This window comes from Pseudomonas subflava, from assembly GCF_023823685.1.
GTDB classification, from domain to species: Bacteria; Pseudomonadota; Gammaproteobacteria; order Pseudomonadales; family Pseudomonadaceae; genus Aquipseudomonas; species Aquipseudomonas subflava.
This window is the reverse complement of sequence record NZ_JAMXBF010000006.1, coordinates 78,477-101,372: the sequence shown is the minus strand read 5'-3', so window position 1 is coordinate 101,372 and position 22,896 is coordinate 78,477. Positions and strand designations below refer to the sequence as shown.

Sequence of the window (22,896 nt, the reverse complement as noted above, 5' to 3'; positions counted from 1 at the left end):
CATTCGGTCTGCGGCGGGCGGCCCGGTCCTCCCCATGGACTGGCTCGGTGTGCCAACGTTCCCCCCCTTCAGCAGCGACCGTCGTGTGTGATGACCGGAAAAATGATCTACCTAAACGAAAAAAGGCGCCCGGAGGCGCCTTTTTGCAGAACCGCGAACACTCAGTAATAGGCGTTCTCGCGGTTGCTGTGGTCGGTCACGTCGCGCACGCCCTTGAGCTCGGGAATGCGCTCCAGCAGGGTCTTCTCGATGCCTTCCTTGAGAGTGAAGTCGGCCTGGCCGCAACCCTGGCAGCCGCCGCCGAAACGCAGCACGGCGATGCCCTCTTCGACCACGTCGACCAGGCTCACCTGGCCGCCATGGCTGGCCAGGCCCGGGTTGATCTCGGTCTGCAGGTAGTAATTGATGCGCTCGGTGACCGGGCTGTCCTCGTTGACCATCGGCACCTTGGCGTTCGGCGCCTTGATGGTCAGCTGGCCGCCCATGCGGTCGGTGGCGTAGTCGACCACGGCGTCTTCCAGGAAGGGCTCGCTGACGGCGTCGATCCAGGCGGTGAATTCCTTCAGCGCCAGGGCGGTGTCTTCCGGCTTCTGCTCACCCGGTTTGCAGTAGGCGATGCAGGTTTCCGCGTAGGGCGTGCCGGGCTGGGTGATGAACACACGAATACCGATGCCGGTGGTGTTCTGCTTCTTCAGCAGATCGGACAGATAATCGTGGGCCGCGTCGGTAATGGTGATGGCGCTCATGGCAACTCCTCGCAAACGTGGCGCCAGTGTACGCCAATCGACCCGCGCGGATAAAGTCCTAGTGTTTTAGTAGGAATAATTCCCAGCGCCGACTCCGCTAGAATGCGCGCTCGATAGACCCGAGTGAGCACCATGACCGACTGGATCACCGCCCTGCCCAAGGCCGAACTGCACCTGCACCTGGAGGGCTCGCTGGAGCCCGAGCTGATGTTCGCACTGGCCGAGCGCAACAAGATCGCCCTGCCCTGGGCCGACGTGGAGAGCCTGCGCGCCGCCTACGCCTTCAACAACCTGCAGGAGTTCCTCGACCTCTATTACCAGGGCGCCGACGTCCTGCGCAGCGAACAGGACTTCTACGACCTGACCTGGGCCTACCTGCTCAAGTGCCGGGAACAGGGCGTGATCCACACCGAGCCGTTCTTCGACCCGCAGACCCACACCGACCGTGGCGTGCCCTTCGAAGTGGTGCTGCGCGGCATCCAGCAGGCGCTGGTCGACGGCGAGCAGCAACTGGGCATCACCCACGGCCTGATCCTCAGCTTCCTGCGCCACCTCTCCGAAGAAGAGGCGTTCAAGACCCTGGAACAGGCCATGCCGTTCCGCGACGCCTTCGTCGCCGTCGGCCTGGACAGCTCGGAGAAGGGTTTTCCGCCGCGCCTGTTCGAGCGGGTGTTCGCCAAGGCCCGCAGCGAAGGCCTGCTCACCGTCGCCCACGCGGGCGAGGAAGGCCCGCCCGAGTACATCTGGGAGGCGTTGGACCTGCTCAAGATCGAGCGCATCGACCACGGCGTGCGCGCCATCGAGGACGAGCGCCTGATGCGGCGCATCATCGACGAGCAGATCCCGCTGACCGTCTGCCCGCTGTCCAACATCAAGCTCTGCGTGTTCGATGACATGCGCCAGCACAACATCCTGGCCATGCTCGAACGCGGCGTGAAGGTGACGGTGAACTCGGACGACCCGGCCTACTTCGGCGGCTATGTCGGCGAGAACTTCGCCGCGCTGGAGCGCGACCTGGGCATGACCCGCGAGCAGGCCGCTCGTCTGGCCAGCAACAGTCTCGAGGCGAGGCTGGTAAAGTAGCGCGCTTTTTTTCGCCTACCCAGTCAAGAATCGGAGTTGTAGATGTCCCGCTTCGCCATCGGCCTAAGCCTGGCCGCCACCCTCGCAAGCGGCCAGGTTCTGGCCGCCGACCTGCTGCAATGGCAGGACAACAGCCTGACCTACCTCAACGGCATCGACTTCAAGGTCGACCCGCCCAAGCAGCAGACCCTGACCTTCGAGCACGCCAGCGGCTGGAGCTTCGGTGACCTGTTCATCTTCGTCGATGGCATCAAGTACAACACCGAGGCCACCAACGGCGCCGGCGACGGCCACACCTTCTACGGCGAGATCAGCCCGCGCCTGTCGTTCGGCAAGCTCAGCGGCGCCGACCTGTCGTTCGGCCCGATCAAGGATGTGCTGCTGGCCGCCACCTACGAGTTCGGCGAGGACGACGTCGATTCCTACCTGCTCGGCCCGGCGCTCGACCTGAACGTCCCCGGCTTCGACTTCTTCCAGCTCAACACCTACTACCGCGAAACCGATGGCAAGCGCGACGGCAGCGGCGTGTGGCAGATCACCCCGGCCTGGAGCTACACCCTAGCCGTGGGCGATTCGGACCTGGTGATCGACGGCTTCATGGACTGGGTGGTGGACAACGACGACAGCTACCACGCCAACCTGCATTTCAACCCGCAGATCAAGTACGACATGGCCAAGGCCATGGGCTGGGGCAAACGCTTCTACGTCGGTGTCGAGTACGACTACTGGACCGACAAGTACGGTATCGACGACGACGGCTACGTCGGCGACGAGATCCTCGGCGGCACCGACCAGAGCGCCATCAGCCTGCTGTTCAAGGGCCACTTCTAAGCCCGGCTCCGCGCAGAAAAAAGCCCGCCACTCGGCGGGCTTTTTCGTGATGCGCCGCCTTCCGGCGGACGCACGCGTTCGGCAGTCAGAGGTTCTGGTAGCGATTCATGTCCAGCACGCCCGCCTCCGTCGGTTCGGTCTCGCGGATGTAGGCCGACAGGTCGTGGAAGTAGCGCCAGAACTCGGGGTGGCTGCGGCGGATGCCCCAGCGCTGCACCACCTGCTCGAACGCCGCCGGGTCGCGGGCCTGTTCCAGGGCCGAGACGAACGCCGGCACCTCGTCGGCCGGCAGGCTGAACATGAAGTTCGGATAGCTGGTCAGCACACCCGGGTAGACCGTCAGCGTGTCCAGTCCCGGCTGGTAGCGCAGCGATTCGCCGGTCATGAAGGCCACGTTGCTGTGCGCGCGGTTGCGCAGCAGGCTGTAGACCTCGCGCTCGCCGTTGGCCAGCTCGACGCGCAACAGGGTCGCCTCGGGCAACTGGTCGATCGCCTTGAGCCCCCCGGCCGGGCGCCCGGTCAGGCGGCTCAGCGCCTGCTCGGCATCGGCGAGGTCGGCCGGCAGCCCGGGTCGAGAGCAATCGGCGCCTTCGCAGCGGTTGATCGGATCGGGCCGCGCATTGAGACCCGCGTAACGGGCCAGCAGGGCCTGGGCGAACCCGCCCTTGGCGCCCCGCTCCGGCAGATTCAGGCCGCTGGCGGTGTCGACATCGGCCGTCGTGTAGTCCAGCCACATCTTCAGCTTGCCGCTGTTCTGGTACCAGTCGTCCAGGTAGAGCTGGCGCGACTCCGGCGGCAGCAGGCGGAGGAAGTTCAGCTCGGCGCCGTTGCGGATCAGGTCGAAGTACAAACGGGTCTGCGCCTGGTGAGCGACGTTGCCGAACACGTCGAAGTTGACCACCAGCTGGTAGTAGGTGCGCTCGAACAGCGGATAGTCCATCAGCCACAGGGTCTGTGGAATCTCGCCGATCAGGCCCTTGCGCACCATGGCGCTGTCGTGGTGGCGGAAGATCGACAGCAGCGCGTTGTCGTTGCCGGCCCAGAGGCTCGACCAGCCCGGCGCAGGCGCGTCGGCGTAAGCCTCGCGGCGCAGGTCCTCGTATTCGTTGCGCTTGTCCCGATAGGCCTTCCACAGGCCGAGCAGGTCGCCGATCTCGTCGAACTGGCCGGGCATGGCCAGCAGCGGCGTGGCCTTGGCGCGGTAGTCGGCATCGGTGACGTAGAGGTCGTGCCGCGGGTCCTGGAACACCGCCCAGAAGTTGTCGCGGATCACGTCGGTGGCGATCTGCCCGCGGCACACCGGGCCGCGGATGAAGGTACGCACGAAGTACTCGGCGTTATCCAGCATGAACTGGTAGCGCGCCTGCACCGGAATGGCCTGGAACGTCTCGAAGGGGTTGGCGCGGCGCTGGGCGCCGTAGCCGGGCACGGCGTTCGCCGCCCAGTCGCCGGCATAGAACAGCTCGCGCACTCGCGCCATCTTCGCCGCGCTCAGCGGATAGGTGATGTGCGTCTTGTGCACTATCACGCCCTGGATCGGCCACAGCCGGTAATAGAAGTCGCTGCCGGGGTCCTCGTTGGGGCGGCGCGTGGCGATGGGGTCGATCGGCTGGCCGCTGGGCGTGCGCGAGCGCACCAGCTGGAAGAAATGCCCCGGCTCGCCGCCCTCGAAATACAGGTGGGCGAGGAACAGATGCTCGAACAGCCAGCGATTGACCAGGCTCTCGCGGGCGCCGGGCGCGTTGAGGAAGGTCTCCCACTGCTTCACCTGCTCCAGCTCGGCGGCCGACGGCTGCAGCGCCTGCTCCTGTACCGGCGCGCCCTCCTTCAGCCACTGCTGCAGGGTGGCGTACTCGCCGTCGCTGAGCCCGGTGACGGCGAACGGCATGCCGGCACGGGCATGCTTCTTCGCGTAGGCCTCGAACTCGCCAGGCAAGGGGCACTGGTTGTCCCGCTCGATGGACAGGTCCAGATCGGCCGGCAGCTTGGCATTGGGCTCGGGCGGGTTGTCGCGCCCGAGCTCCAGCATGCGGGTGATCAGCGCCGCCTGGTCGGCCCGCGGATCGAGCACCGAATGAAAACCCTTGTCGCGCCAGGCCGCTTCGCCCTGGGCGTCGAAGTACAGGCGCGTGGTCGGCTGCGCCTCGGTCCGTGCGCCGTCGTACACCGGCAGCTTGCTGGCACCGCGCAGCACGCCCTCGCCGCTGCCGAGGTTGAGCTGGCAGGGCGAGTCGTAGCAGGCGTGGCAGGCCACGCACTTGTGGGTCAGGATCGGTTGAACGTCACGACTGTAGGAGACCGGCTCGGCGGCGAACAGCGGCGCGCACAGCAGCGCCAGCGGGGCGAGTAGACGGCGGGGCATGGCATGGTCCTTGGCAACGACAGGGCATTGTAAGGCTGTGACAGCGAAACGGCCCAACTTGAGCCATTTTCATGCAGACCTCCTCCGCGTCTGAGAAGGATGCAGCTTTGCTATCATCCACGGCCTTTCTTCACGTTCGCCCCAGGTAGTCTCCATGTCCGACCGCAGCGCCCGCCTCCAGGCCCTTCAGCACGCTCTGAAAGAACGCATCCTGATCCTCGACGGCGGCATGGGCACCATGATCCAGAGCTACAAGCTGAAGGAGGAGCACTACCGCGGCGAGCGCTTCGCCGACTGGCCGAGCGACGTGAAGGGCAACAACGACCTGCTGCTGCTGAGCCAGCCGCAGATCATCGCCGAGATCGAGAAGGCCTACCTGGATGCCGGTGCCGACATCCTGGAAACCAACACCTTCAACGCCACCCGCGTGTCCCAGGCCGACTACGGCATGGAAGAGCTGACCTACGAGCTGAACGTGGCCGGCGCCCGTGTCGCCCGCCAGGTGGCCGATGCCAAGACCCTGGAAACCCCGGATCGCCCACGCTTCGTCGCCGGCGTCCTCGGCCCGACCAGCCGTACCTGCTCGATCTCCCCGGACGTCAACGACCCGGGCTTCCGCAACGTCACCTTCGACGAACTGGTGGAGAACTACACCGAGGCCACCCGCGGCCTGATCGAGGGCGGCGCCGACCTGATCCTGATCGAGACCATCTTCGACACCCTCAACGCCAAGGCGGCGATCTTCGCCGTGCAGCAGGTGTTCGACGAGGACGATGTCGAGCTGCCGATCATGATCTCCGGCACCATCACCGACGCCTCCGGCCGCACCCTGTCCGGCCAGACCACCGAGGCCTTCTGGAACTCGGTGCGCCACGCCAAGCCGATCTCCGTGGGCCTGAACTGTGCCCTCGGTGCCAAGGAGCTGCGCCCGTACCTGGCGGAGCTTTCGGCCAAGGCCGACACCCAGGTGTCCGCCCACCCCAACGCCGGCCTGCCCAACGCCTTCGGCGAGTACGACGAGACCCCGGCGCAGATGGCCGAGGTGGTCGAGGAGTTCGCCGCCAGCGGTCTGCTCAACATCATCGGCGGCTGCTGCGGCACCACCCCGGGGCACATCCGCGCCATCGCCGAGGCCGTGGCCAAGTACCCGCCCCGCGTGATCCCGGACATCCCCAAGGCCTGCCGCCTGTCGGGCCTAGAGCCGTTCACCATCGACCGCAGTTCGCTGTTCGTGAACGTCGGCGAGCGCACCAACATCACCGGCTCGGCCAAGTTCGCCCGGCTGATCCGCGAGGAGAACTACACCGAGGCCCTGGAGGTCGCCCTGCAGCAGGTCGAAGCCGGCGCCCAGGTGATCGACATCAACATGGACGAAGGGATGCTCGACTCCCAGGCGGCCATGGTGCGCTTCCTCAACCTGATCGCCTCCGAGCCGGACATCTCCCGCGTGCCGATCATGATCGACTCATCCAAGTGGGACGTGATCGAGGCCGGCCTCAAGTGCATCCAGGGCAAGGGCATCGTCAACTCGATCTCCATGAAGGAAGGCGTCGAGCAGTTCAAGCACCACGCCAAGCTGTGCAAGCGCTATGGCGCCGCCGTGGTGGTGATGGCCTTCGACGAAGTCGGCCAGGCCGACACCGCCGCACGCAAGAAGGAAATCTGCCAGCGCAGCTACGACATCCTGGTCAACGAAGTCGGCTTCCCGCCGGAAGACATCATCTTCGACCCGAACATCTTCGCCGTCGCCACCGGCATCGAGGAACACAACAACTACGCGGTGGACTTCATCGAGGCCTGCGCCTTCATCCGTGACGAGCTGCCCTATGCGCTCAGCTCCGGCGGTGTGTCCAACGTGTCCTTCTCGTTCCGCGGCAACAACCCGGTGCGCGAGGCGATCCACTCGGTGTTCCTCTATTACGCGATCCAGAACGGCCTCTCCATGGGCATCGTCAACGCCGGCCAGCTGGAGATCTACGACGAGATCCCCAAGGAGCTGCGCGACAGGGTCGAGGACGTGGTGCTCAACCGCACGCCGGGCGGCACCGACGCCCTGCTGGCCATCGCCGAGAACTACCGCGGCGGCGGCGCGGTGAAGGAAGCGGAGGACGAGGAATGGCGCTCGCTGCCGGTCGACAAGCGCCTGGAACATGCGCTGGTCAAGGGCATCACCGCCTTCATCGTCGAAGACACCGAGGAGTGCCGCCAGCAGTGCGCGCGCCCCATCGAAGTGATCGAGGGGCCGCTGATGAGCGGCATGAACGTGGTCGGCGACCTGTTCGGCTCGGGCAAGATGTTCCTGCCGCAGGTGGTGAAATCCGCCCGCGTGATGAAGCAGGCCGTGGCCCACCTGATCCCCTTCATCGAGGCGGAGAAAGGCGACAAGCCGGAGGCCAAGGGCAAGATCCTCATGGCCACCGTGAAGGGCGACGTGCACGACATCGGCAAGAACATCGTCGGCGTGGTGCTCGGCTGCAACGGCTACGACATCGTCGACCTCGGCGTGATGGTGCCGGCGGAGAAGATCCTGCAGACGGCGATTGCCGAGAAGTGCGACATCATCGGCCTGTCCGGTCTGATCACCCCGTCGCTGGACGAGATGGTGCACGTGGCCAAGGAGATGCAGCGCCAGGGCTTCACCTTGCCGCTGATGATCGGCGGCGCCACCACCTCCAAGGCCCACACCGCAGTGAAGATCGACCCGCAGTACAGCAACGACGCGGTCATCTACGTCACCGACGCCTCGCGCGCCGTGGGCGTGGCCACCCAGCTGCTGTCCAAGGAACTCAAGCCCGACTTCGTCAAGAAGACCCGCGAGGAGTACGTGGTGGTGCGCGAGCGCACCGCCGCCCGCGCCACGCGTACCGAGCGCCTGAGCTACGCCGACGCCATCGCCAACAAGCCGGACTTCGACTGGTCCACCTACGTCGCGCCCAAGCCGAGCTTCACCGGCGTGCAGGTGCTGGACGACATCGACCTGCGCGAGCTGGCCGAGTACATCGACTGGACGCCCTTCTTCATCTCCTGGGACCTGGCCGGCAAGTACCCGCGCATCCTCAGCGACGAGGTGGTCGGCGAGGCCGCCACCAGCCTGTTCAACGATGCCCAGGCGATGCTGACCAAGCTGATCGACGAGAAGCTGATCAAGGCCCGCGCCGTCTTCGGCTTCTGGCCGGCCAATCAGGTACGCCACGACGACATCGAGGTGTACGGCGACAACGGCAAGCCGCTGGCCACCCTGCACCACCTGCGCCAGCAGACCATCAAGCCGGACAGCAAGCCGAACCTGTCACTGGCCGACTTCGTCGCGCCCAAGGAAAGCGGCAAGACCGACTACATGGGCGGCTTCATCACCACCGCCGGCATCGGCGCCGAGGAAGTGGCCAAGGCCTACGAGGCCAAGGGCGACGACTACAGCGCGATCATGGTCAAGGCCCTCGCCGACCGCCTGGCCGAGGCCTGCGCCGAGTGGCTGCACGAGCGCGTGCGCAAGCAGTACTGGGGCTACGCCAAGGATGAGACACTGGACAACGAGGCGTTGATTCGCGAGCAATACGTCGGCATCCGCCCGGCCCCCGGCTACCCGGCCTGCCCGGATCACACCGAGAAGGCCGCCCTGTTCAAGCTGCTCGACCCCGAAGCCGATTACCACCAGGCCGGAAAGAGCGGGGTGTTCCTCACCGAGCACTACGCCATGTTCCCCGCCGCAGCCGTCAGCGGCTGGTACTTCGCCCACCCCGAGGCGCAGTACTTCGCCGTCGGCAAAGTCGATAAGGATCAGGTGGAGTGCTACACCCAGCGCAAGGGCCAGGAGCTGGCCGTGACCGAACGCTGGCTGGCGCCGAATCTGGGGTATGACAGCTGACCGCTTGCCCCTGACACACCCGTCATGGACGACGATTGGAGAAGCAATGGCCAAGGAAAGCAGCGTTTTTCAAGCATCGACCCGGAGGGACCTGGCACGTGCGCTCGCCCTCACCGGCCTGTTCTCGTGCGTCGTTCTGGTACTGGGCGATCACCTCTACCTGGGCATCTGGTACTACCTCGCCGTGCCCCTGGCGGCACTCGGCCTGGGCTTGCTGTGCCGGTGTCCGCCGTGGTTTCTCACCGGCACGACCATCGGCGCCTTGCTCACGCTGGCGGTTTACGCGCTTATCAATGCCCAGCGCGTCGAAGGGCTCCTCGCACTCGGGCATCTGTTCTCGCTTCCGGGAGCTGCGGCGGGAGTCATTCTGGGCGCGGTGCTCAGCAGAAGATGGCCAGGGCCGGGCCCGGCGTTCGCACTGGGCCTGGGCGGTCTGCTGCTGGGTTTCGCCGCGAACCAGCTCGTCGTCTGCAACACCTTGATGTGGTGCGGCCCCTTGTCGTGGTCGCTCGCCTAGAAAATCGTATTGAAGCCATGGACGTAAAAGCCGTACTCATCTGCCTCAAACCCGACACCGCCCCTAGGGTCGCCGATTGGCAAACACGCATCCTGCAGCTCAAGGAGCAGGCCATCGAGTCCATTCGCAACGAAGGCATCGAGGTCGAGTCCTGGTTCCAGGTGCAGCTGGCAGGCGAGCACTACCTGCTGGCCTATATCCGCAGCGGCGATATCGCCCGAGCCGAGGCCATCGGCGCCGAGTCGACGCTGGAAGTCGACGCCGTGCACCGTCAGTTCAAGCTGGACGCCTGGGACCGCAACGGCATGATCGAGTGCGAGCTGCTGGTGGATCTGCAAACCCGATGACGCCCCTGGAAATCATCGCCGCCGTCCTCGGCATCATCTCCGTGTGGCTCACCGTGCGGCAGAACCCGCTGTGCTGGCCCGTCGGCCTGGTGATGGTGCTGCTCTACGCCTGGTTCTTCTTCGACGCCCGCCTGTATTCCCTGGTGCTGCTGCACGGGGTGTTCGCCGCCATGCAGCTGTATGGCGGTTGGCAATGGCGTCAGGGTGTCGATGACAGTGGCCGACGGCCGATCAGCAGCTCTGGCGGACGCGAGATCGTGACAGGCCTGGCGGCGGCGCTGGCCGTCGGATTGCTGCTGGGCCTGGCCATGGACCGCCTCACCGAGGCCGTCTATCCCTGGCCGGACGCCCTGCTCACCGCCTTCAGCCTGCTCGCCCAGCTGTGGATGGCGCTCAAGCGCTGGCAGTGCTGGCCGCTGTGGATCGTGATCGATGTGCTCTACGTCGGCTTCTTCGCCTTCCAGGAATACTGGCTGACGGCCGGACTGTACGGCGTGTTCACCGCCCTGGCCGTGCTCGGCCTGCGCGAGTGGCGTGCGGCGCGGGTGCGCCCGGCGTGAAGGTGGTGGTCCTTACCGGCCCCGAATCGAGCGGCAAGACCTTTCTCGCCGAACGCCTGCAGCGCCGCTTCGGCGGCCGGGTGGTGGGCGAGTACGTGCGCCATTTCATCGACCAGGAACGCAGAGACACCAGCCTGGCGGACATCTCCGCCATCGCCCGCGGCCAGCTCGAGTGGGAGGACGCCGCCCGAGCCCAGCAGCCAGCCCTGCTGATCCTCGACACCCATCTGCTGAGCAACATCCTCTGGAGCCGCACCCTGTTCGGCGACTGTCCGGCCTGGCTGGAGCCGGCGCTGCTGGCACGGCATTACGACCTGCACCTGCTGCTGTCCCCACACGGCGTGGAGTGGCAAGGCGACGGCCAGCGCTGCCAGCCCGACCTGGCCGAGCGCCTGCGTTTTCATCGCCAATGCGCCGACTGGCTGGCGCAGCATGCCCAATCCTGGGTGGACATCGACGGCGACTGGGCACAGCGCGAGGCCCGGGCGGTCGAACAGGTGACTCGGTTGCTCGGCTGAGCCGCCTACACTGCCTATCACTTTCCAACCCGCAGGACGCCCATGTCGCCGATCACCTACCTCGTTCGCCACCCCTCCGCCGGCCTGCTCTTCGTCCAGCTGCTTGGCGTGCTGCTGTATCCCTGGATGGAGAGCACGCAATTCGGCCGCGCGCTGTTCGGTACCTTCGGCCTGCTGGTGTTGGGGCTGGCGCTGCGCGTGGTCAAGCGCAGCCCCGCGGAAACCTGGCTGGCGGTCGTGCTGGCCCTGGTGGTCTTGCTGCTGACGTTGCTCGACATGCTGATCACCAGCCAGCCGCTGGAGGCACTGATCGCGCTGCTCGAGGCGGTCTTCTACTTCTACGCGACGGTCTGTCTGATCGCCTACATGAACGCCGATCTGCACGCCAGCACCGACGAGCTGTACGCTGCCGGCGCCACCTTCACCGTGCTGGCCTGGGCCTTCGCGCACTTGTTCACCTTCTGCCAGTTGCTGGCGCCCGGCAGCTTTACCGCCGCCGTCGACCCCGAGGCGGCGCGCACCTGGATGGAGCTGCTGTTCCTCAGCTTCACCACGCTCTCCGGCGTCGGCCTGGGCGACATCATCCCGCTCACGCCGGTGGCGCGCTCGCTGGTGATGATCGAGGAGTTCGCCGGGGTCATGTACCTGGCGCTGGTGGTGTCGCGGCTGATCGCGCTGACCGTGGCCAAGCGCTGAAAAACCTCGAACTCCGCCACAAGCGCAACGCTCCAACTGCAAGGAGCCAGTCCGGCTCATGCGACGGAGCGACGACATGTACAAGCAAACTCTCGCAGTACTGGCTGTAGCGGCCGCGGCCAGCGGCTGCTCGACCATGGAAAACCCCGCCGACTACGTGACCTACAACGACGAGCCGCTGGTGCGGGACGTCCGCGACGGCATGACCCGGGATGAAGTGCTGACCATCGGCGGGCCGCCCTCCACCGAGGTCGAGAACACCGTCACCCCGGGCACCTGCAACAACTACATCCTCAACGTGGAAGGCAAGGAACAGCCCTACTACGTGACCTTCGACACCAACGGCCGGGTCGACGGCAAGGGTTTCATGACCTGCGAGGATCACCAGGACAACAAGCGGCGCCTCTGAGGCCCGGACGAAAAAAGACCCGCTGCTGGCAGCGGGTCTTTTTTTTGCGGGTCAGAAAATCAGCTGGAACAGTCCGATCACCACGATCAGGCCGATGATGAAGATGATGCCGACGGTGCCTCCGAGAAACTTCAGCATTGTTGTTACTCCTGGTTTGCGGGTCTCTCAGTTGAGACCGCTGCAAGCCCCCCGGCGTTTCCCCTGATTGTCGCCAGCCGGGTGCGACCCCGATAATGCGCGCTTTCCAGCCGACCCGGTGCTCGCGCCTTGCTCCCGCTGCTGCTGATACTCGCCTGTGTCCTGCCCGTCGCCGCGCTGTTCCTGCTGCGGCACCGTCAGCGGCTGCGCCAGCTGGACCAACTGCTGCAGCAGCTGGACCAGGGCGTGCTGCGCCTGGACGGCCAGGAGCGGGTGCGCTGGCACAATCCGGCCGCCGCCGAGCTGCTCGGCTGCGCCGGGCGCGACCTGCGCGGCGAGGCCCTGGAGCGCTGGCTGCCGCTGCTGGAGAACACCCAGGAAAACGCGCTGGCCAGGGGCGAAGACGGCCTGCAGCGCGCCGTGCGGCTGCAGCGTGTCGGCGACTACCTGTTGCTGCGCCCTGCGCAGAGCGACGCCGAACGCTTCCAGCGCAGCCAGTATTTCGCCCGCATCGGCACCTGGGACTGGGACATCGACACCAACCGCCTGTACTGGTCCGAAGCCATCTACGCCATGTTCGGCCACGCGGTCGGCGCGGTCACGCCCAGCTACGAGCTGTTCTGCCGCAGCGTGCACCCGGACGACCGCGAGCACGTGCGCGCCGGCGAGCTGCGCTGCATCGCCACCGGCGAGAACCATGACGAGGAATACCGGGTGGTCTGGCCGGACGGCACGGTGCGCTGGCTGCGCGAGACCGGCAACGTGGTGAAGGACGAGGACGGCACGCCGGTGAAGATGATGGGCGTGGTCCGCGACATCACCGAGGAAAAGGCCTGGGCCAGCCAGATGCACCGCCTGGCCCATCACGACCCGCTGACCGGCCTGCCCAATCGCCTGGTGTTCGAGGAGCGCCTCGCCGGCGCCCTGGAGCGCGCGCGCCGCGGGCGGACGCGGGTGGCGCTGGTGTTCATCGACCTCAACGACTTCAAGACGATCAACGACCAGCTCGGCCACCGCGCCGGCGATCAGGTGCTGATGGCCACCGCCGAACGCCTGCGCACCACGCTGCGCGGCTCGGATTGCGTGGCGCGGCTGGGTGGCGACGAGTTCGTCGCGGTGCTGGAAGGGCTGTCAGCCGAGCGCTCGCCCGAGGAAGAAGGCCAGGCCATCGCCGACAAGCTGCTGGCGGCGCTGAGCCCGCCGGTGCAGATGGACGGCGAGGCGCAGCGGATCGGCATCAGCCTGGGGATCGCCCTGTTCCCCGAGCACGCAACGAACATGGACCGGCTGATCCATATCGCCGACCAGGCCATGTACGAGGCCAAGCGCAGCGGCGACAACCAGTATCGCCTGGGCCAGGCGCCGCGCACCCGCAGCGAGTGATCAGGCGCCCGAGCGGCGGATGAACTTGATGGTGTATTCCATCTGCGGCTTGCGCGTCACGCTGATGGCGCGGCGGGTCACGGTATCGAGGGTGACATTCCAGAAGCCGTCGCTGGGCACTTTGATGCGCGCCGGAAAGCGGTCGAAGGCGCCGCCGTGGTAGGTGTGGCGACCGCCGTTCTTGAAGCTGCGGAAATTGGCGTCGTTCATCAGGCGGATGTTGCACGGCTGCGAGCAATGGATGACGACCGTGTCGCCCTCGTGGAGGAACTCGCGCTGGTGGATGAATTTCATGGTGTGAAACCGGGCAGGAAAAGCGGTGGGCGAAGATAGCACGAGCGCCACCACGCCGCCGAGCCGCTGCTAGGCTGGACTGAGCGCAGGTGCCCGCGGCGCCTGCGGTGACCCAACGCACGCAAGGAGCCCCCATGAACACACCCCGCCTGGTCTGCCTGTGCCTGGCAGCCGCATTCACACTCGGCTGCCAGAGCCATGGCGACGACGAACTGACCACCGACTACAGCCGCACCGACGTCTACGCCGAAGGCGTTCCGGGCGGCGCCGTGCTCGAGACCGAGGAGCTGACCGCCCGCGTCAGCGCCGTCGACACGGCCAAACGCACCTTCACCCTGCAGGACACGCAGGGCAACCGGCGTACCTTCCACGCGCCGGCACAGATGCAGAACTTCGACCAGTTGAAAACCGGCGACCAGGTTCGCGCCGTGGTCACCCAGGAGCGCGTCGTCTACCTGCGCCAGCCGGGAGAGCCGCTGGAGGACGGTGCCGCGGGCATCGTCGCCAGCGCGGCGCCGGGCGACAAGCCGGGCATGCTGGCGGCGGACACGGTGGAGATCACGGCGCTGGTCAAGGGCATGGACACCACCCTGCGCAACGTGACCCTGCAGATGCCCGACGGTCGCGAGCGCGTCATCCCGGTCCGCCCGGACGTGGACATGAAGACCGCCTACCTCGGCCGCCAGGTGGTGCTGCGCGTCACCACCGCCGTGGCCGTCAGCGTCGAGCCGCAATGAGCCGGCCACCCGAGCCGCTCAACCTGCTGCAGGCCATCCCGGACCCGGCGGCACAGGAGCAGTTCGTGCCGCTGCTGCGCGAGGGTGGCCTGTTGCTGGAGCAGATCGTCTCCCATGGCAAGGCCAGCCCCGAGGGCTTCTGGTACGACCAGTCGCAGCCCGAGTGGGTGGCCCTGCTACGCGGCACGGCGCGCCTCGAGTTCGACAATGGCGCGCGGCCGCTGGTGGCCGGCGATGCCCTGCTGATTCCCGCCGGTTGCCGGCATCGGGTTGCCGAGTGCTCGCCGGACGCCGTGTGGCTGGCACTGCACTTCCAGGCCACATCCGAATAACCCGGCCATGACGCGGGCCACGCCTCTCCCGGCGAGAGGCCGAGGGGCCCGCGGGCCGCGTCATTCGCCCGCCGCAAGCGGACAAGCCGACCTACGCGCCACCGGCGCCCAGTGGTAGCATGCGCGCCCCATGCGAATCTCCGATGTCCACCAGCGCCTCGCCGACCTCGGCGCCCTGCCCGCCCACAGCGGCCGGGTGGTGCGCGCCTGGCTGCAGGGCAAGCCGCTGAACACCGGCACCCGCCGCCAGCACACCGAGCACTTCCTGCCGCTGTCGGTGCGCAACGGCCTGCCGCAGCTGAGCGACGAGCTGGAGGGCCTGGCCCGGGTGCGCTCCGAGCACCCGGCCGCCGACGGTTCGGTGCGCCTGCTGGTGGAGCTGAACGACGGCCAGATGGTGGAGAGCGTGCTGCTGCCGCGCGACGGCCTGTGCGTGTCCACCCAAGTCGGTTGCGCCGTCGGCTGCGTGTTCTGCATGACTGGCAAGAGCGGCCTGCTGCGCCAGGTGAGCAGCGCCGAGATCGTCGCCCAGGTGGCCCTGGCACGACGCCGGCGACCGGTGAAGAAGGTGGTGTTCATGGGCATGGGCGAGCCCGCTCACAACCTGGACAACGTGCTGGAGGCCATCGACCTGCTCGGCACCGACGGCGGCATCGGTCACAAGAACCTGGTGTTCTCCACCGTCGGCGACCCGCGGGTGTTCGAGCGCCTGCCGCAGCAGCGGGTGCGCCCGGCCCTGGCGCTGTCGCTGCACACGACCAATGCCGAGCTACGTGAACAGCTGCTGCCCAAGGCGCCGAAGATCGCCCCCGCCGAGCTGATGGAGCTGGGCGAGGCCTATGCCCGCGGGGTCGGCTACCCGATCCAGTACCAGTGGACGCTGCTCAGGGGCATCAACGACAGCCAGGAAGAGATGGACGAGATCCTGCGCCTGTTCAAGGGCAAGTACGCGGTGCTCAACCTCATCCCCTACAACAGCCTGGAGCTGGACGAATACCAGCGCCCGGACGGCGAGCGCATCGTGCAGATGGTGCGCTACCTGCACAGCCGCGGCGTGCTGACCAAGGTACGCAATAGCGCCGGGCAGGACATCGACGGCGGCTGTGGCCAGCTGCGCGCCCGCGCCGAGCGGGTCAACACCAGCCGGCTGCACGGCTGATGCTACGCCTGCTCGCCGTCTGCGCCGCCCTGGGGCTGCTGTCGCCCTGGCTGGTGACGCTGCTGGCGGACCACTCGCAGCACCTGGCCTGGCTGTTCGACCTGGCCAGCCACTGGCAGTGGCTGCACCTCGCCCTGCTGCTGGCGTGCCTGGCGCTGCTGGCGCGGCGCCGGCCGCTCTGGTTGCTCCTGCTGCCACTGGCCGTGCTGCCCTGCCTGAGCGTGGCGCCGATGCTGCCGCAGCAGGCCGGCGAGCCGCGCCTGGAGCTGCGCCTGGTCACCGCCAACCTGCAGCAGAGCGGCGATGCCCGCGCCCTGCGCGCCTGGCTCGACGAGCAGCCGGCGGACCTGGTGCTGCTGCAGGAGGTCACCCCCGCGCTGGCCGGGCAGCTGGCCCGCTGGCAGGACTACCCGCATCGCGTCCTCGCCCCGCAGGATTCACCCTTCGGCCTGGCCCTGCTGTCGCGCCTGCCGCTGGAAAATGGCCGGGTGCGCCGCGACAGCGACGACATCCCCAGCATCGAGGCGACCCTGCGCAGCGGCGAGCAGGCCGTCAGCCTGAGCCTGGTACACCCCATGCCGCCGCTGTCGCCCTACTGGCACCACAAGCGCAACCTCGGCCTGCAGCTGGTGCTGCAGCGCAATGCCGCCGCCGGCCAGCCCGGCCTGCTGGCCGGCGACCTTAACGCCAGCCCCTGGTCCCAGGCCACCCGCGACCTGCACGACCTGGGCTGGTACCGCGCCAGCGATCTGCAGGCCACTTGGCCGGCCCTCGGCCAGGGCTGGCTGGGCATCGCCATCGACCAGGTGCTGGTCCGCGGCCCCTGGCGAGTGGTCGAACAGGGCCTGGGCCCGGACCTCGGCGCCGATCACCTGCCGCGTCGCGTGCACCTGCAACTGCTGGGAAGCGACTGACATGCACAGCCTGGAACAACTGCGCCGCGGCGAACTGGCCGGCATCAGCCGCCTGGACCTGGCCGCCGACCTCGACGAATTCCCCCGCGAGATCATCGAGCTGGCCGACAGCCTGGAGGTGCTCAACCTCAGCGGCAACCACCTGCGCGCCCTGCCCCACGACCTCTCGCGGCTGCACAAGCTGAAGGTGCTGTTCTGCTCCGACAACCCTTTCGAGACCCTGCCTGAAGCGCTCGGCGACTGCCCGCAGCTGGAGATGGTCGGCTTCAAGTCCAACCGCCTCCAGCATGTGCCGGCCGCCGCGCTGCCAGAGAAGCTGCGCTGGCTGATCCTCACCGACAACCGCATCGAGTCGCTGCCGGCCGAGTTGGGCGAGCGCTCGCGACTGCAGAAGCTGATGCTCGCCGGCAACCGCCTGAGCGAGCTGCCGGAGAGCCTGGCCGGGTTGCACCAGCTGGAGCTGCTGCGCATTGCCGCCAACCGCCTGGAGACCCTGCCCGACTGGCTGCCGCAGTTGCCGCGCCTGGCCTGGCTGGCCTTCGACGGCAACCCGTGTAGCGACCGCGCCGAGGCGGCGGCCCTGGCCGCCCATCCGCAGGCGCCCATCGCTCGCGATCAGCTGGTCCTGGGCGAGCTGCTCGGCCAGGGCGCCAGCGGCCTGATCCACCGCGCCCGCTGGAACGGCCGCGAGGTGGCGGCGAAGCTGTTCAAGGGGAAGATGACCAGCGACGGCCTGCCCCACAGCGAGATGGCCGCCTGCCTTGCCGCCGGCCGCCACCCGCAGCTGCTGCCGGTGATCGGCCCGCTGCAGCCGCAGGAAGGCGAGCCGGACGGGCTGCTGCTGGAACTGCTGGAGCCGCGCTTCCGCGTGCTGGCCGGGCCGCCCTCGCTGGCCAGCTGCACCCGCGACTGCTACGGGCCCGAGCAGCGCTTTTCCGCCGAGCAGGTGCAGGCGCTGGCCCGCGGCGTGGCCGGCGCGCTGGCGCACCTGCACGGCCAGGGCATCCTGCATGGCGACCTGTACGCCCACAACCTGCTGGTCGACGGCCACGACTGCCGCCTCAGCGACTTCGGCGCGGCGTCCTTCTTCACCGCCGGCAGCGCCCAGGGCGCGGCACTGCAGCGCGTGGAGAGCCGCGCCTTCGGCATCCTGCTGCAAGAGCTGCTGCAGCGTTGCGACACGCCGCCGGCCGAGTTGCAGACGCTGGCCGAGGAATGCCGCCAGTCCGCCACGGCCCAGCGCCCGGACTTCGCCGAGATCGTCGCCCGCCTGAAATGACGAAGCCCCGGACCGGCCGGGGCTTCGCATGCAGGCAAGAGGCGGATCAGATGCCGCTCTTGACCTTGCTCCAGATGCGCGTGCGCACCCGATCGATCTTCAGCGGCATGGCCTCCAGCGCATACAGCTTGCTCATCACCTCCTGCGGCGGGTAGACCTTGTTGTCGCTCTTCAGCGCCGGGTCGACCAGCGCATCGGCCTTCAGGTTGCCATTGGCGTAGTGCACGTGGTTGCTGATGCTGGCGGCCACTTCCGGCTGCAGCAGGTAGTTCATGAAGGCGTAGCCGGCCTCCTCGTTCGGCGCGTCGACCGGCATGGTGACCATGTCGAACCACATCGGCGCGCCTTCCTTGGGAATCACGTACTCGATCTTCACGCCGTTACCGGCCTCGGCGGCGCGGCTGGCGGCCTGCATGATGTCGCCGGAGAAGCCCACGGCCACGCAGATGTTGCCGTTGGCCAGGTCGCCGACGTACTTGGAGGAGTGGAAGTAGCGCACGTTCTCGCGCATCTCCATCAGCAGCGCCTCGGCCTTCTTGTAGTCGTCGAGGTCCTGGCTGTGGTGCGGCAGGCCCAGCTGATGCAGCGCGATGGGCAGCATCTCCGGGCCGTTGTCGAGGATGGCCACGCCGCACTGGGCCAGCTTGGCCATGTGCTCGGGCTTGAAGATCAGGTCCCAGGAATCCACGGCCACGCCCTCGCCCAGCACGGCCTTGACCTTGTCGACGTTGTAGCCGATGCCGGTGGTGCCCCACAGGTAGGGGAAGCCGTGCTGGTTCCCCGGATCGTTGGTTTCCAGCGCCTTGAGCAGCACCGGGTCGAGGTTGTTCCAGCCGGTCAGCTTGCTGCGGTCGAGCTTCTTCAGGGCGCCGCCCTGCAGCTGCCGGGCCATGAAGTGGTTGGAGGGGAACACCACGTCGTAGCCGGAGCGGCCGGCCATGAGCTTGGCGTCCAGGGTCTCGTTGCTGTCGTACACGTCGTACTGGGCGCTGAGGCCGCTGGCCTTCTCGAAATTCTTCAGGGTGTCCGGCGCGATGTAGTCGGTCCAGTTGTAGATGCGCACGCCGTCGGCGGCCTGGCTGGCGGATGCGACGAGCATCAGCGGGATGATTTTCTTCAGCATGGGTTACCTCGTTGATTGTTCTTGTTAGGCAGTGGCTCAGGGGCTGCGCCGATCAGTGGATCAGCACGAAGGTCTTGCGGACGGTTTCTTGTATGTCCCACACGCCGGTGGTGTTGGCCGGCATCATCAGCGCGTCGCCGGCGCGGATCTCGATCGGCTCGCCGCCGTCCGGGGTGAAGGTGCAACGCCCGGCGATGAAGTGGCAGAACTCCTGCTGGACGATCTGCCGGCGCCAGCGGCCCGGGCTGCACTCCCACACGCCGGCCTCAACGCCATCGGCGCGCTCGACGCTGTGAGTGCGGGTCACCGCGTGCGGCTCGCCCAGCGGCACGGCCACCGGGTTGACCTCGTCCAGAGTCAGCTCGGCGGTGTTCTTGAAGTGGTCGATGCTCATCGGATTCTCCAGGGTCATTTCATGAAACCTTCCATCAGGCCCGCCACGCCCTGCGCGAGGCGGCGGCGCCAGGGCGCGCTGTGCGGGTCGGCCAGCACCCGGTCCTCATGGACGAAGCTGCGGATGATGGCGTTGTAGCCGAGCCAGCGGCACGGCTCGGGCTCCCAGCCAGCCAGGCGCTCGAGGCCGGAATCGGCCTGTACCCAGGGCTGGCGGGTCAGTTCGTTGTCCTGGCCGAGGATCAACGCGGCCAGGGTGCGACCACCCAGGTTGCTGGCGCCGACGCCTTCGCCGCCGTAGCCGCCGGACAGGGCGATGCCGTTGCGCGTGTCGCGCAGCATGTGCGGGTGGAAGCGCCGGGCCATGCCCAGGTTGCCGCCCCAGGCATGGGTCAGGCGCACGTCGCGCAGCTGCGGGAACAGCTCGCCGAACAGGTAGCGGCGCAGCTCGCGCTCGTCCTCGGTGAGGGTGAAGTCGCTGCGCAGGCGACCGCCGAAGCGGTAGCCGCCGCGGGCGCCGAACACCAGGCGGTCGTCGGCGCTGCGCTGGCCGTAGGTGACCTGGCGACTGGCCTCGCTGAAGGCCTGGCCGCGCTCCAGGCCGATCTCGGCCCAGACGGAGGCCGGCAGCGGCTCGGTGGCGACGAGCAGGCTCTGCACCGGCAGCTGATGGCGACCCAGCGGCGGCAGGCTGGCGGCGTAGCCCTCCACCGCCGGCACCACCCAGTCGGCACGGACGCTGCCGTGGGCGGTGCGTACCTGGCCGCGTTGCCAGTCGGTCACCCGGCTCTGCTCGTAGAGTTCGACGCCCATGGCCTCGACGCAGCGGGCCAGGCCGCGGGCCAGTTTGGCCGGCTGGATGGTGGCGCAGTGCGGGCTGTAGAGCGCGCCGTAGGGGTTGGCCACGCGCAGCTGCTCGGCCAGCTCGGCCGGCGGCAGCCAGCGGTAGTCGTCCTCCCCCAGCCCCAGAGCGCGCAGGTGCCGTAGCTGCTCCTGCAGACCGCTCAACTGTTCGGGGTAGCGCGCCGCGCAGTACAGGACGCCGCCCTTGCGCAGGTCGCAGGCGATGCCTTCGCGCTCGGTGACGCTGGCCACCTCGTCGGGGATGCCGTGCAGCAGGTCGAACGAGGCCCGTCGCTGCTCGGCCGGCAGGCCGGCGAGCAGGCGGTCCTCGCCGAGGATGTTGCCCATCAGCCAGCCGCCGTTGCGCCCGGAGGCACCGAAGCCGGCGATCTCCGCCTCCAGCACCACGACGCGCAACTGCGGCGCCTGGCGCTTGAGGTAGTAGGCCGTCCACAGGCCGGTGTAGCCGGCGCCGACGATCACCACGTCGGCACTCAGGTCGGCCTGCAGGCTCGGCCGCGCCGTCAGCGGCTCGGCGAGCTGGTCCATCCACAGGCTGATGTTGCGCCAGGGATTCATCGGGGTCTCCGCCAATCAGTCGATGGGCGCAGACTAGTCAGGCGGCTCAGGGCTTGTCTTGCGTGCGGGCCCGCGAGGAAATTTGCTTGAGGTAGGCCTTGGGCGTCACGCCCATGTGCTCGCGGAAGCACTTGTAGAACGCCGACAGCGAGTTGAAGCCGGCGGCGAAGGCCAGTTCGTCGACCCGCCGCGGATCGCCGCCCGCCTCCAGGCCGTCGAGCAGGTGCTGCAGGCGCGCCTGGTTGACGTAGCGGTAGAAGCTCTGCCCCAGCACCTGGTTGAGCAGATGGGAGATCTGGTTGCGGCTGTAGCCGGTGGCGGCCGCGACCTGTTGCAGGTCCAGTTCCGCATCGAGGAAGGGCTTGTGCTTGTGGAAGTAGTCCTGCAGGTCCTGCGCCAGCATGCTCAGCTGCCACGCGGACAGCCCGAGGCGACTGGTGGCCGGACGCGCGCTGGCGCCCTTGCTCGCGCGGGCCTCGTGGACCAGGGTGGCGTATTCGTTGATCCGCCAGATCAGCCCGTCGCGCACGGTGATCGACTCGCCGGTGCGGAACGACGCCAGCCCCTCGCTGCCCTGCAGGGCGAAGCGGTACTGGATGAACGCTGTGTGGCCGTCGATGCGGATGCGGTCGACGTGCTCGAGCATCTCGCCCGGCCGCCGCGGCAGGTTGTCCTCGACGTATTCGCGCAGCTCGCCCAGGTGCATGGTGCGTTGCTGGAAGAAGTCGTTGTATTCGATGTCCGGGTGGAACAGCGCCATCACCGCTTCCAGGTCCCGGCAGCGCCAGCTGAGGTGGTAGCGCAGGATGGTCTCGCGGGTGCGCTCGGTCTGCGCGGCGTCGTCGGGAAAGTCGCTGTCGTGCATGGGGCGGATCGGCTGTGCAGAAGCATGCAGCTTGCCCGATTCCTCAGCCGGCGAACAGGCGAATGCCGCGCGGCTGGGCCAGCGCCGCCGAGGGGCTCATGCCGATGATGCTGCGGAAGGTGTGGCTGAAGTGCGCCGAGTCGGTGAAGCCGGCGGCCATCGCCGCATCGGTGAGATTCAGCCCCCGCGCCACGCCGACGCTGGTGACGAACAGCCGGTGCCACTGGCGGTAGCGGCGGATGGGAATGCCGATCTTCTGGCGGAACAGCTGGGTCAGGCGCGGCACCGACAGGCCCACCTGCTCGGCGAGAAATTCGATGGACTGGTTGCACGCCACGTCGGCCTTGATCAGCGTCACCGCGCGCACGATGCGCGGGTCGCAGGCGAACCCGGACGGACGCTGCTGCTGGGGGTTTATCAGCCGCTCCAGCGCATCGTAGGCCTCGGCCGGCGCGGCGATGCGCCGGTGCAGGTCGTCGAGGCTGGCGATGCACGCCGCCTCGTCGTCGAGCGCGACTTGCACCGCGCCACGGCAGGCGCCCATGCGCGGCCGCAACAGGGCGTGATCCTCGCCAAACACGTCCAGGTAGATGATCGCCACCCGCGAGCCGCGGCTGTCGACGACCAGGTCCAGCCCGGCCGGCACCAGGGCGCTGCGGCAGGTCAGCGAGGCATTGATCGACAGCTCGCCGTCGAGGGCGACGAGCAGCATGGCGGCGGCCTGGGACAGGCGCAGCGGCTCGTCGAAGGCACTCAGGTAGAAGGTGCGCTTGTCCCACAGGTACAGCAGCACCGGGGCATCGCAGGGGAGCCTGGTCATGGACGTTTCCCGCCCTGTTCTTGTTGTTCTTGTGGGCGGCAGGGTTAGCACAGGCCCGGCGCCGATGAAAGTGCATCTGCCAACCGCGTCGCAAATATTTGTG

At 67.7% G+C, this 22,896-nt stretch carries 24 protein-coding genes; 15 read left to right on the top strand and 9 right to left on the bottom strand.

The annotated features are described in order from the left end of the window. Positions 1-161: 161 nt before the first annotated feature. On the bottom strand, positions 162-746 hold the full coding sequence (gene nfuA, locus NF616_RS09595; protein ID WP_252273018.1) for a Fe-S biogenesis protein NfuA: 585 nt from the start codon (positions 744-746) through the stop codon (positions 162-164). 132 nt (positions 747-878) lie between these two features. Here nfuA and NF616_RS09590 point away from each other — a divergent pair, with 132 nt between their 5' ends. Then, entirely contained in the window at positions 879-1,829 is a 951-nt protein-coding gene (locus NF616_RS09590) for an adenosine deaminase (protein WP_252273017.1), read from the top strand. Between the two features lie 42 nt (positions 1,830-1,871). Then, on the top strand, positions 1,872-2,660 hold the full coding sequence (locus NF616_RS09585; protein ID WP_252273016.1) for an outer membrane protein OmpK: 789 nt from the start codon (positions 1,872-1,874) through the stop codon (positions 2,658-2,660). Positions 2,661-2,745: 85 nt separating this feature from the next. Here NF616_RS09585 and NF616_RS09580 read toward each other — a convergent pair whose 3' ends face one another. Beyond that, a complete protein-coding gene (locus NF616_RS09580) occupies positions 2,746-5,022 on the bottom strand; it encodes a fatty acid cis/trans isomerase (RefSeq protein WP_252273015.1) in 2,277 nt (758 codons plus the stop codon). Between the two features lie 154 nt (positions 5,023-5,176). Between NF616_RS09580 and metH the strand changes: the two genes are divergently transcribed. From metH to osmE, 7 genes are all read left to right on the top strand, one after another. After that, positions 5,177-8,887, top strand: a complete 3,711-nt coding sequence (gene metH / locus NF616_RS09575) for a methionine synthase (RefSeq protein ID WP_252273014.1) — start codon at positions 5,177-5,179, stop codon at positions 8,885-8,887. A gap of 46 nt (positions 8,888-8,933) precedes the next feature. After that, the gene (locus NF616_RS09570) at positions 8,934-9,404 is read left to right on the top strand and encodes a hypothetical protein (RefSeq protein WP_252273013.1); all 471 of its coding nucleotides are present in this window, start codon (positions 8,934-8,936) and stop codon (positions 9,402-9,404) included. 17 nt (positions 9,405-9,421) lie between these two features. Beyond that, positions 9,422-9,751 (top strand): DUF6176 family protein, encoded by a 330-nt coding sequence (locus NF616_RS09565; RefSeq protein WP_252273012.1) that lies wholly within the window; start codon positions 9,422-9,424, stop codon positions 9,749-9,751. Continuing rightward, entirely contained in the window at positions 9,748-10,311 is a 564-nt protein-coding gene (gene pnuC / locus NF616_RS09560; protein WP_252273011.1) for a nicotinamide riboside transporter PnuC, read from the top strand. Before NF616_RS09565 ends, pnuC begins: the two co-directional genes overlap by 4 nt. Next, the gene (locus NF616_RS09555; RefSeq protein WP_252273010.1) at positions 10,308-10,829 is read left to right on the top strand and encodes an AAA family ATPase; all 522 of its coding nucleotides are present in this window, start codon (positions 10,308-10,310) and stop codon (positions 10,827-10,829) included. The genes pnuC and NF616_RS09555 overlap by 4 nt, the downstream gene beginning before the upstream one ends. 42 nt (positions 10,830-10,871) lie before the next feature. Next, complete coding sequence (locus tag NF616_RS09550) at positions 10,872-11,525, top strand: potassium channel family protein (RefSeq protein ID WP_252273009.1); 654 nt, start codon at positions 10,872-10,874, stop codon at positions 11,523-11,525. A gap of 76 nt (positions 11,526-11,601) precedes the next feature. Further along, positions 11,602-11,934, top strand: a complete 333-nt coding sequence (gene osmE / locus NF616_RS09545) for an osmotically-inducible lipoprotein OsmE (RefSeq protein ID WP_252273008.1) — start codon at positions 11,602-11,604, stop codon at positions 11,932-11,934. A 51-nt stretch (positions 11,935-11,985) separates the two neighbouring features. Here osmE and NF616_RS21515 read toward each other — a convergent pair whose 3' ends face one another. Continuing rightward, positions 11,986-12,072: a small membrane protein YohP gene (locus tag NF616_RS21515; RefSeq protein ID WP_491568552.1), complete on the bottom strand. Its 87-nt coding sequence runs from the start codon at positions 12,070-12,072 to the stop codon at positions 11,986-11,988. A 129-nt stretch (positions 12,073-12,201) separates the two neighbouring features. Here NF616_RS21515 and NF616_RS09540 point away from each other — a divergent pair, with 129 nt between their 5' ends. Continuing rightward, positions 12,202-13,455, top strand: a complete 1,254-nt coding sequence (locus NF616_RS09540) for a diguanylate cyclase domain-containing protein (RefSeq protein WP_252273007.1) — start codon at positions 12,202-12,204, stop codon at positions 13,453-13,455. On the opposite strand, the gene NF616_RS09535 is transcribed toward NF616_RS09540, so the two are convergent. Beyond that, positions 13,456-13,749, bottom strand: a complete 294-nt coding sequence (locus tag NF616_RS09535) for a DUF1883 domain-containing protein (protein WP_252273006.1) — start codon at positions 13,747-13,749, stop codon at positions 13,456-13,458. 134 nt (positions 13,750-13,883) lie between these two features. On the opposite strand from NF616_RS09535, the gene NF616_RS09530 reads away from it, so the two are divergent. The 5 genes from NF616_RS09530 (at position 13,884) to NF616_RS09510 (ending at position 18,170) form a co-directional block, all read left to right on the top strand. Continuing rightward, positions 13,884-14,486: a hypothetical protein gene (locus tag NF616_RS09530; protein ID WP_252273005.1), complete on the top strand. Its 603-nt coding sequence runs from the start codon at positions 13,884-13,886 to the stop codon at positions 14,484-14,486. Continuing rightward, entirely contained in the window at positions 14,483-14,818 is a 336-nt protein-coding gene (locus tag NF616_RS09525) for a cupin domain-containing protein (protein WP_252273004.1), read from the top strand. The genes NF616_RS09530 and NF616_RS09525 overlap by 4 nt, the downstream gene beginning before the upstream one ends. 130 nt (positions 14,819-14,948) lie before the next feature. After that, positions 14,949-15,977, top strand: a complete 1,029-nt coding sequence (locus NF616_RS09520) for an RNA methyltransferase (protein ID WP_252273003.1) — start codon at positions 14,949-14,951, stop codon at positions 15,975-15,977. Then, positions 15,977-16,891, top strand: coding sequence for an endonuclease/exonuclease/phosphatase family protein (locus tag NF616_RS09515; protein ID WP_252273002.1), 915 nt, complete (start codon positions 15,977-15,979; stop codon positions 16,889-16,891). The genes NF616_RS09520 and NF616_RS09515 overlap by 1 nt, the downstream gene beginning before the upstream one ends. 1 nt (position 16,892) lies before the next feature. Then, the gene (locus NF616_RS09510) at positions 16,893-18,170 is read left to right on the top strand and encodes a leucine-rich repeat-containing protein kinase family protein (RefSeq protein ID WP_252273001.1); all 1,278 of its coding nucleotides are present in this window, start codon (positions 16,893-16,895) and stop codon (positions 18,168-18,170) included. Positions 18,171-18,216: 46 nt separating this feature from the next. Here NF616_RS09510 and NF616_RS09505 read toward each other — a convergent pair whose 3' ends face one another. The 5 genes from NF616_RS09505 to NF616_RS09485 are packed head-to-tail and all read right to left on the bottom strand — an operon-like array spanning position 18,217 to position 22,793. Then, positions 18,217-19,293, bottom strand: coding sequence for a polyamine ABC transporter substrate-binding protein (locus NF616_RS09505; RefSeq protein WP_252273000.1), 1,077 nt, complete (start codon positions 19,291-19,293; stop codon positions 18,217-18,219). A 52-nt stretch (positions 19,294-19,345) separates the two neighbouring features. Next, complete coding sequence (locus NF616_RS09500) at positions 19,346-19,687, bottom strand: cupin domain-containing protein (protein ID WP_252273387.1); 342 nt, start codon at positions 19,685-19,687, stop codon at positions 19,346-19,348. A 14-nt stretch (positions 19,688-19,701) separates the two neighbouring features. Beyond that, entirely contained in the window at positions 19,702-21,108 is a 1,407-nt protein-coding gene (locus NF616_RS09495; protein WP_252272999.1) for an NAD(P)/FAD-dependent oxidoreductase, read from the bottom strand. A gap of 46 nt (positions 21,109-21,154) precedes the next feature. Continuing rightward, complete coding sequence (locus NF616_RS09490) at positions 21,155-21,973, bottom strand: AraC family transcriptional regulator (protein WP_252272998.1); 819 nt, start codon at positions 21,971-21,973, stop codon at positions 21,155-21,157. A 43-nt stretch (positions 21,974-22,016) separates the two neighbouring features. After that, positions 22,017-22,793, bottom strand: coding sequence for a helix-turn-helix domain-containing protein (locus NF616_RS09485; protein ID WP_252272997.1), 777 nt, complete (start codon positions 22,791-22,793; stop codon positions 22,017-22,019). Positions 22,794-22,896: the final 103 nt, after the last annotated feature.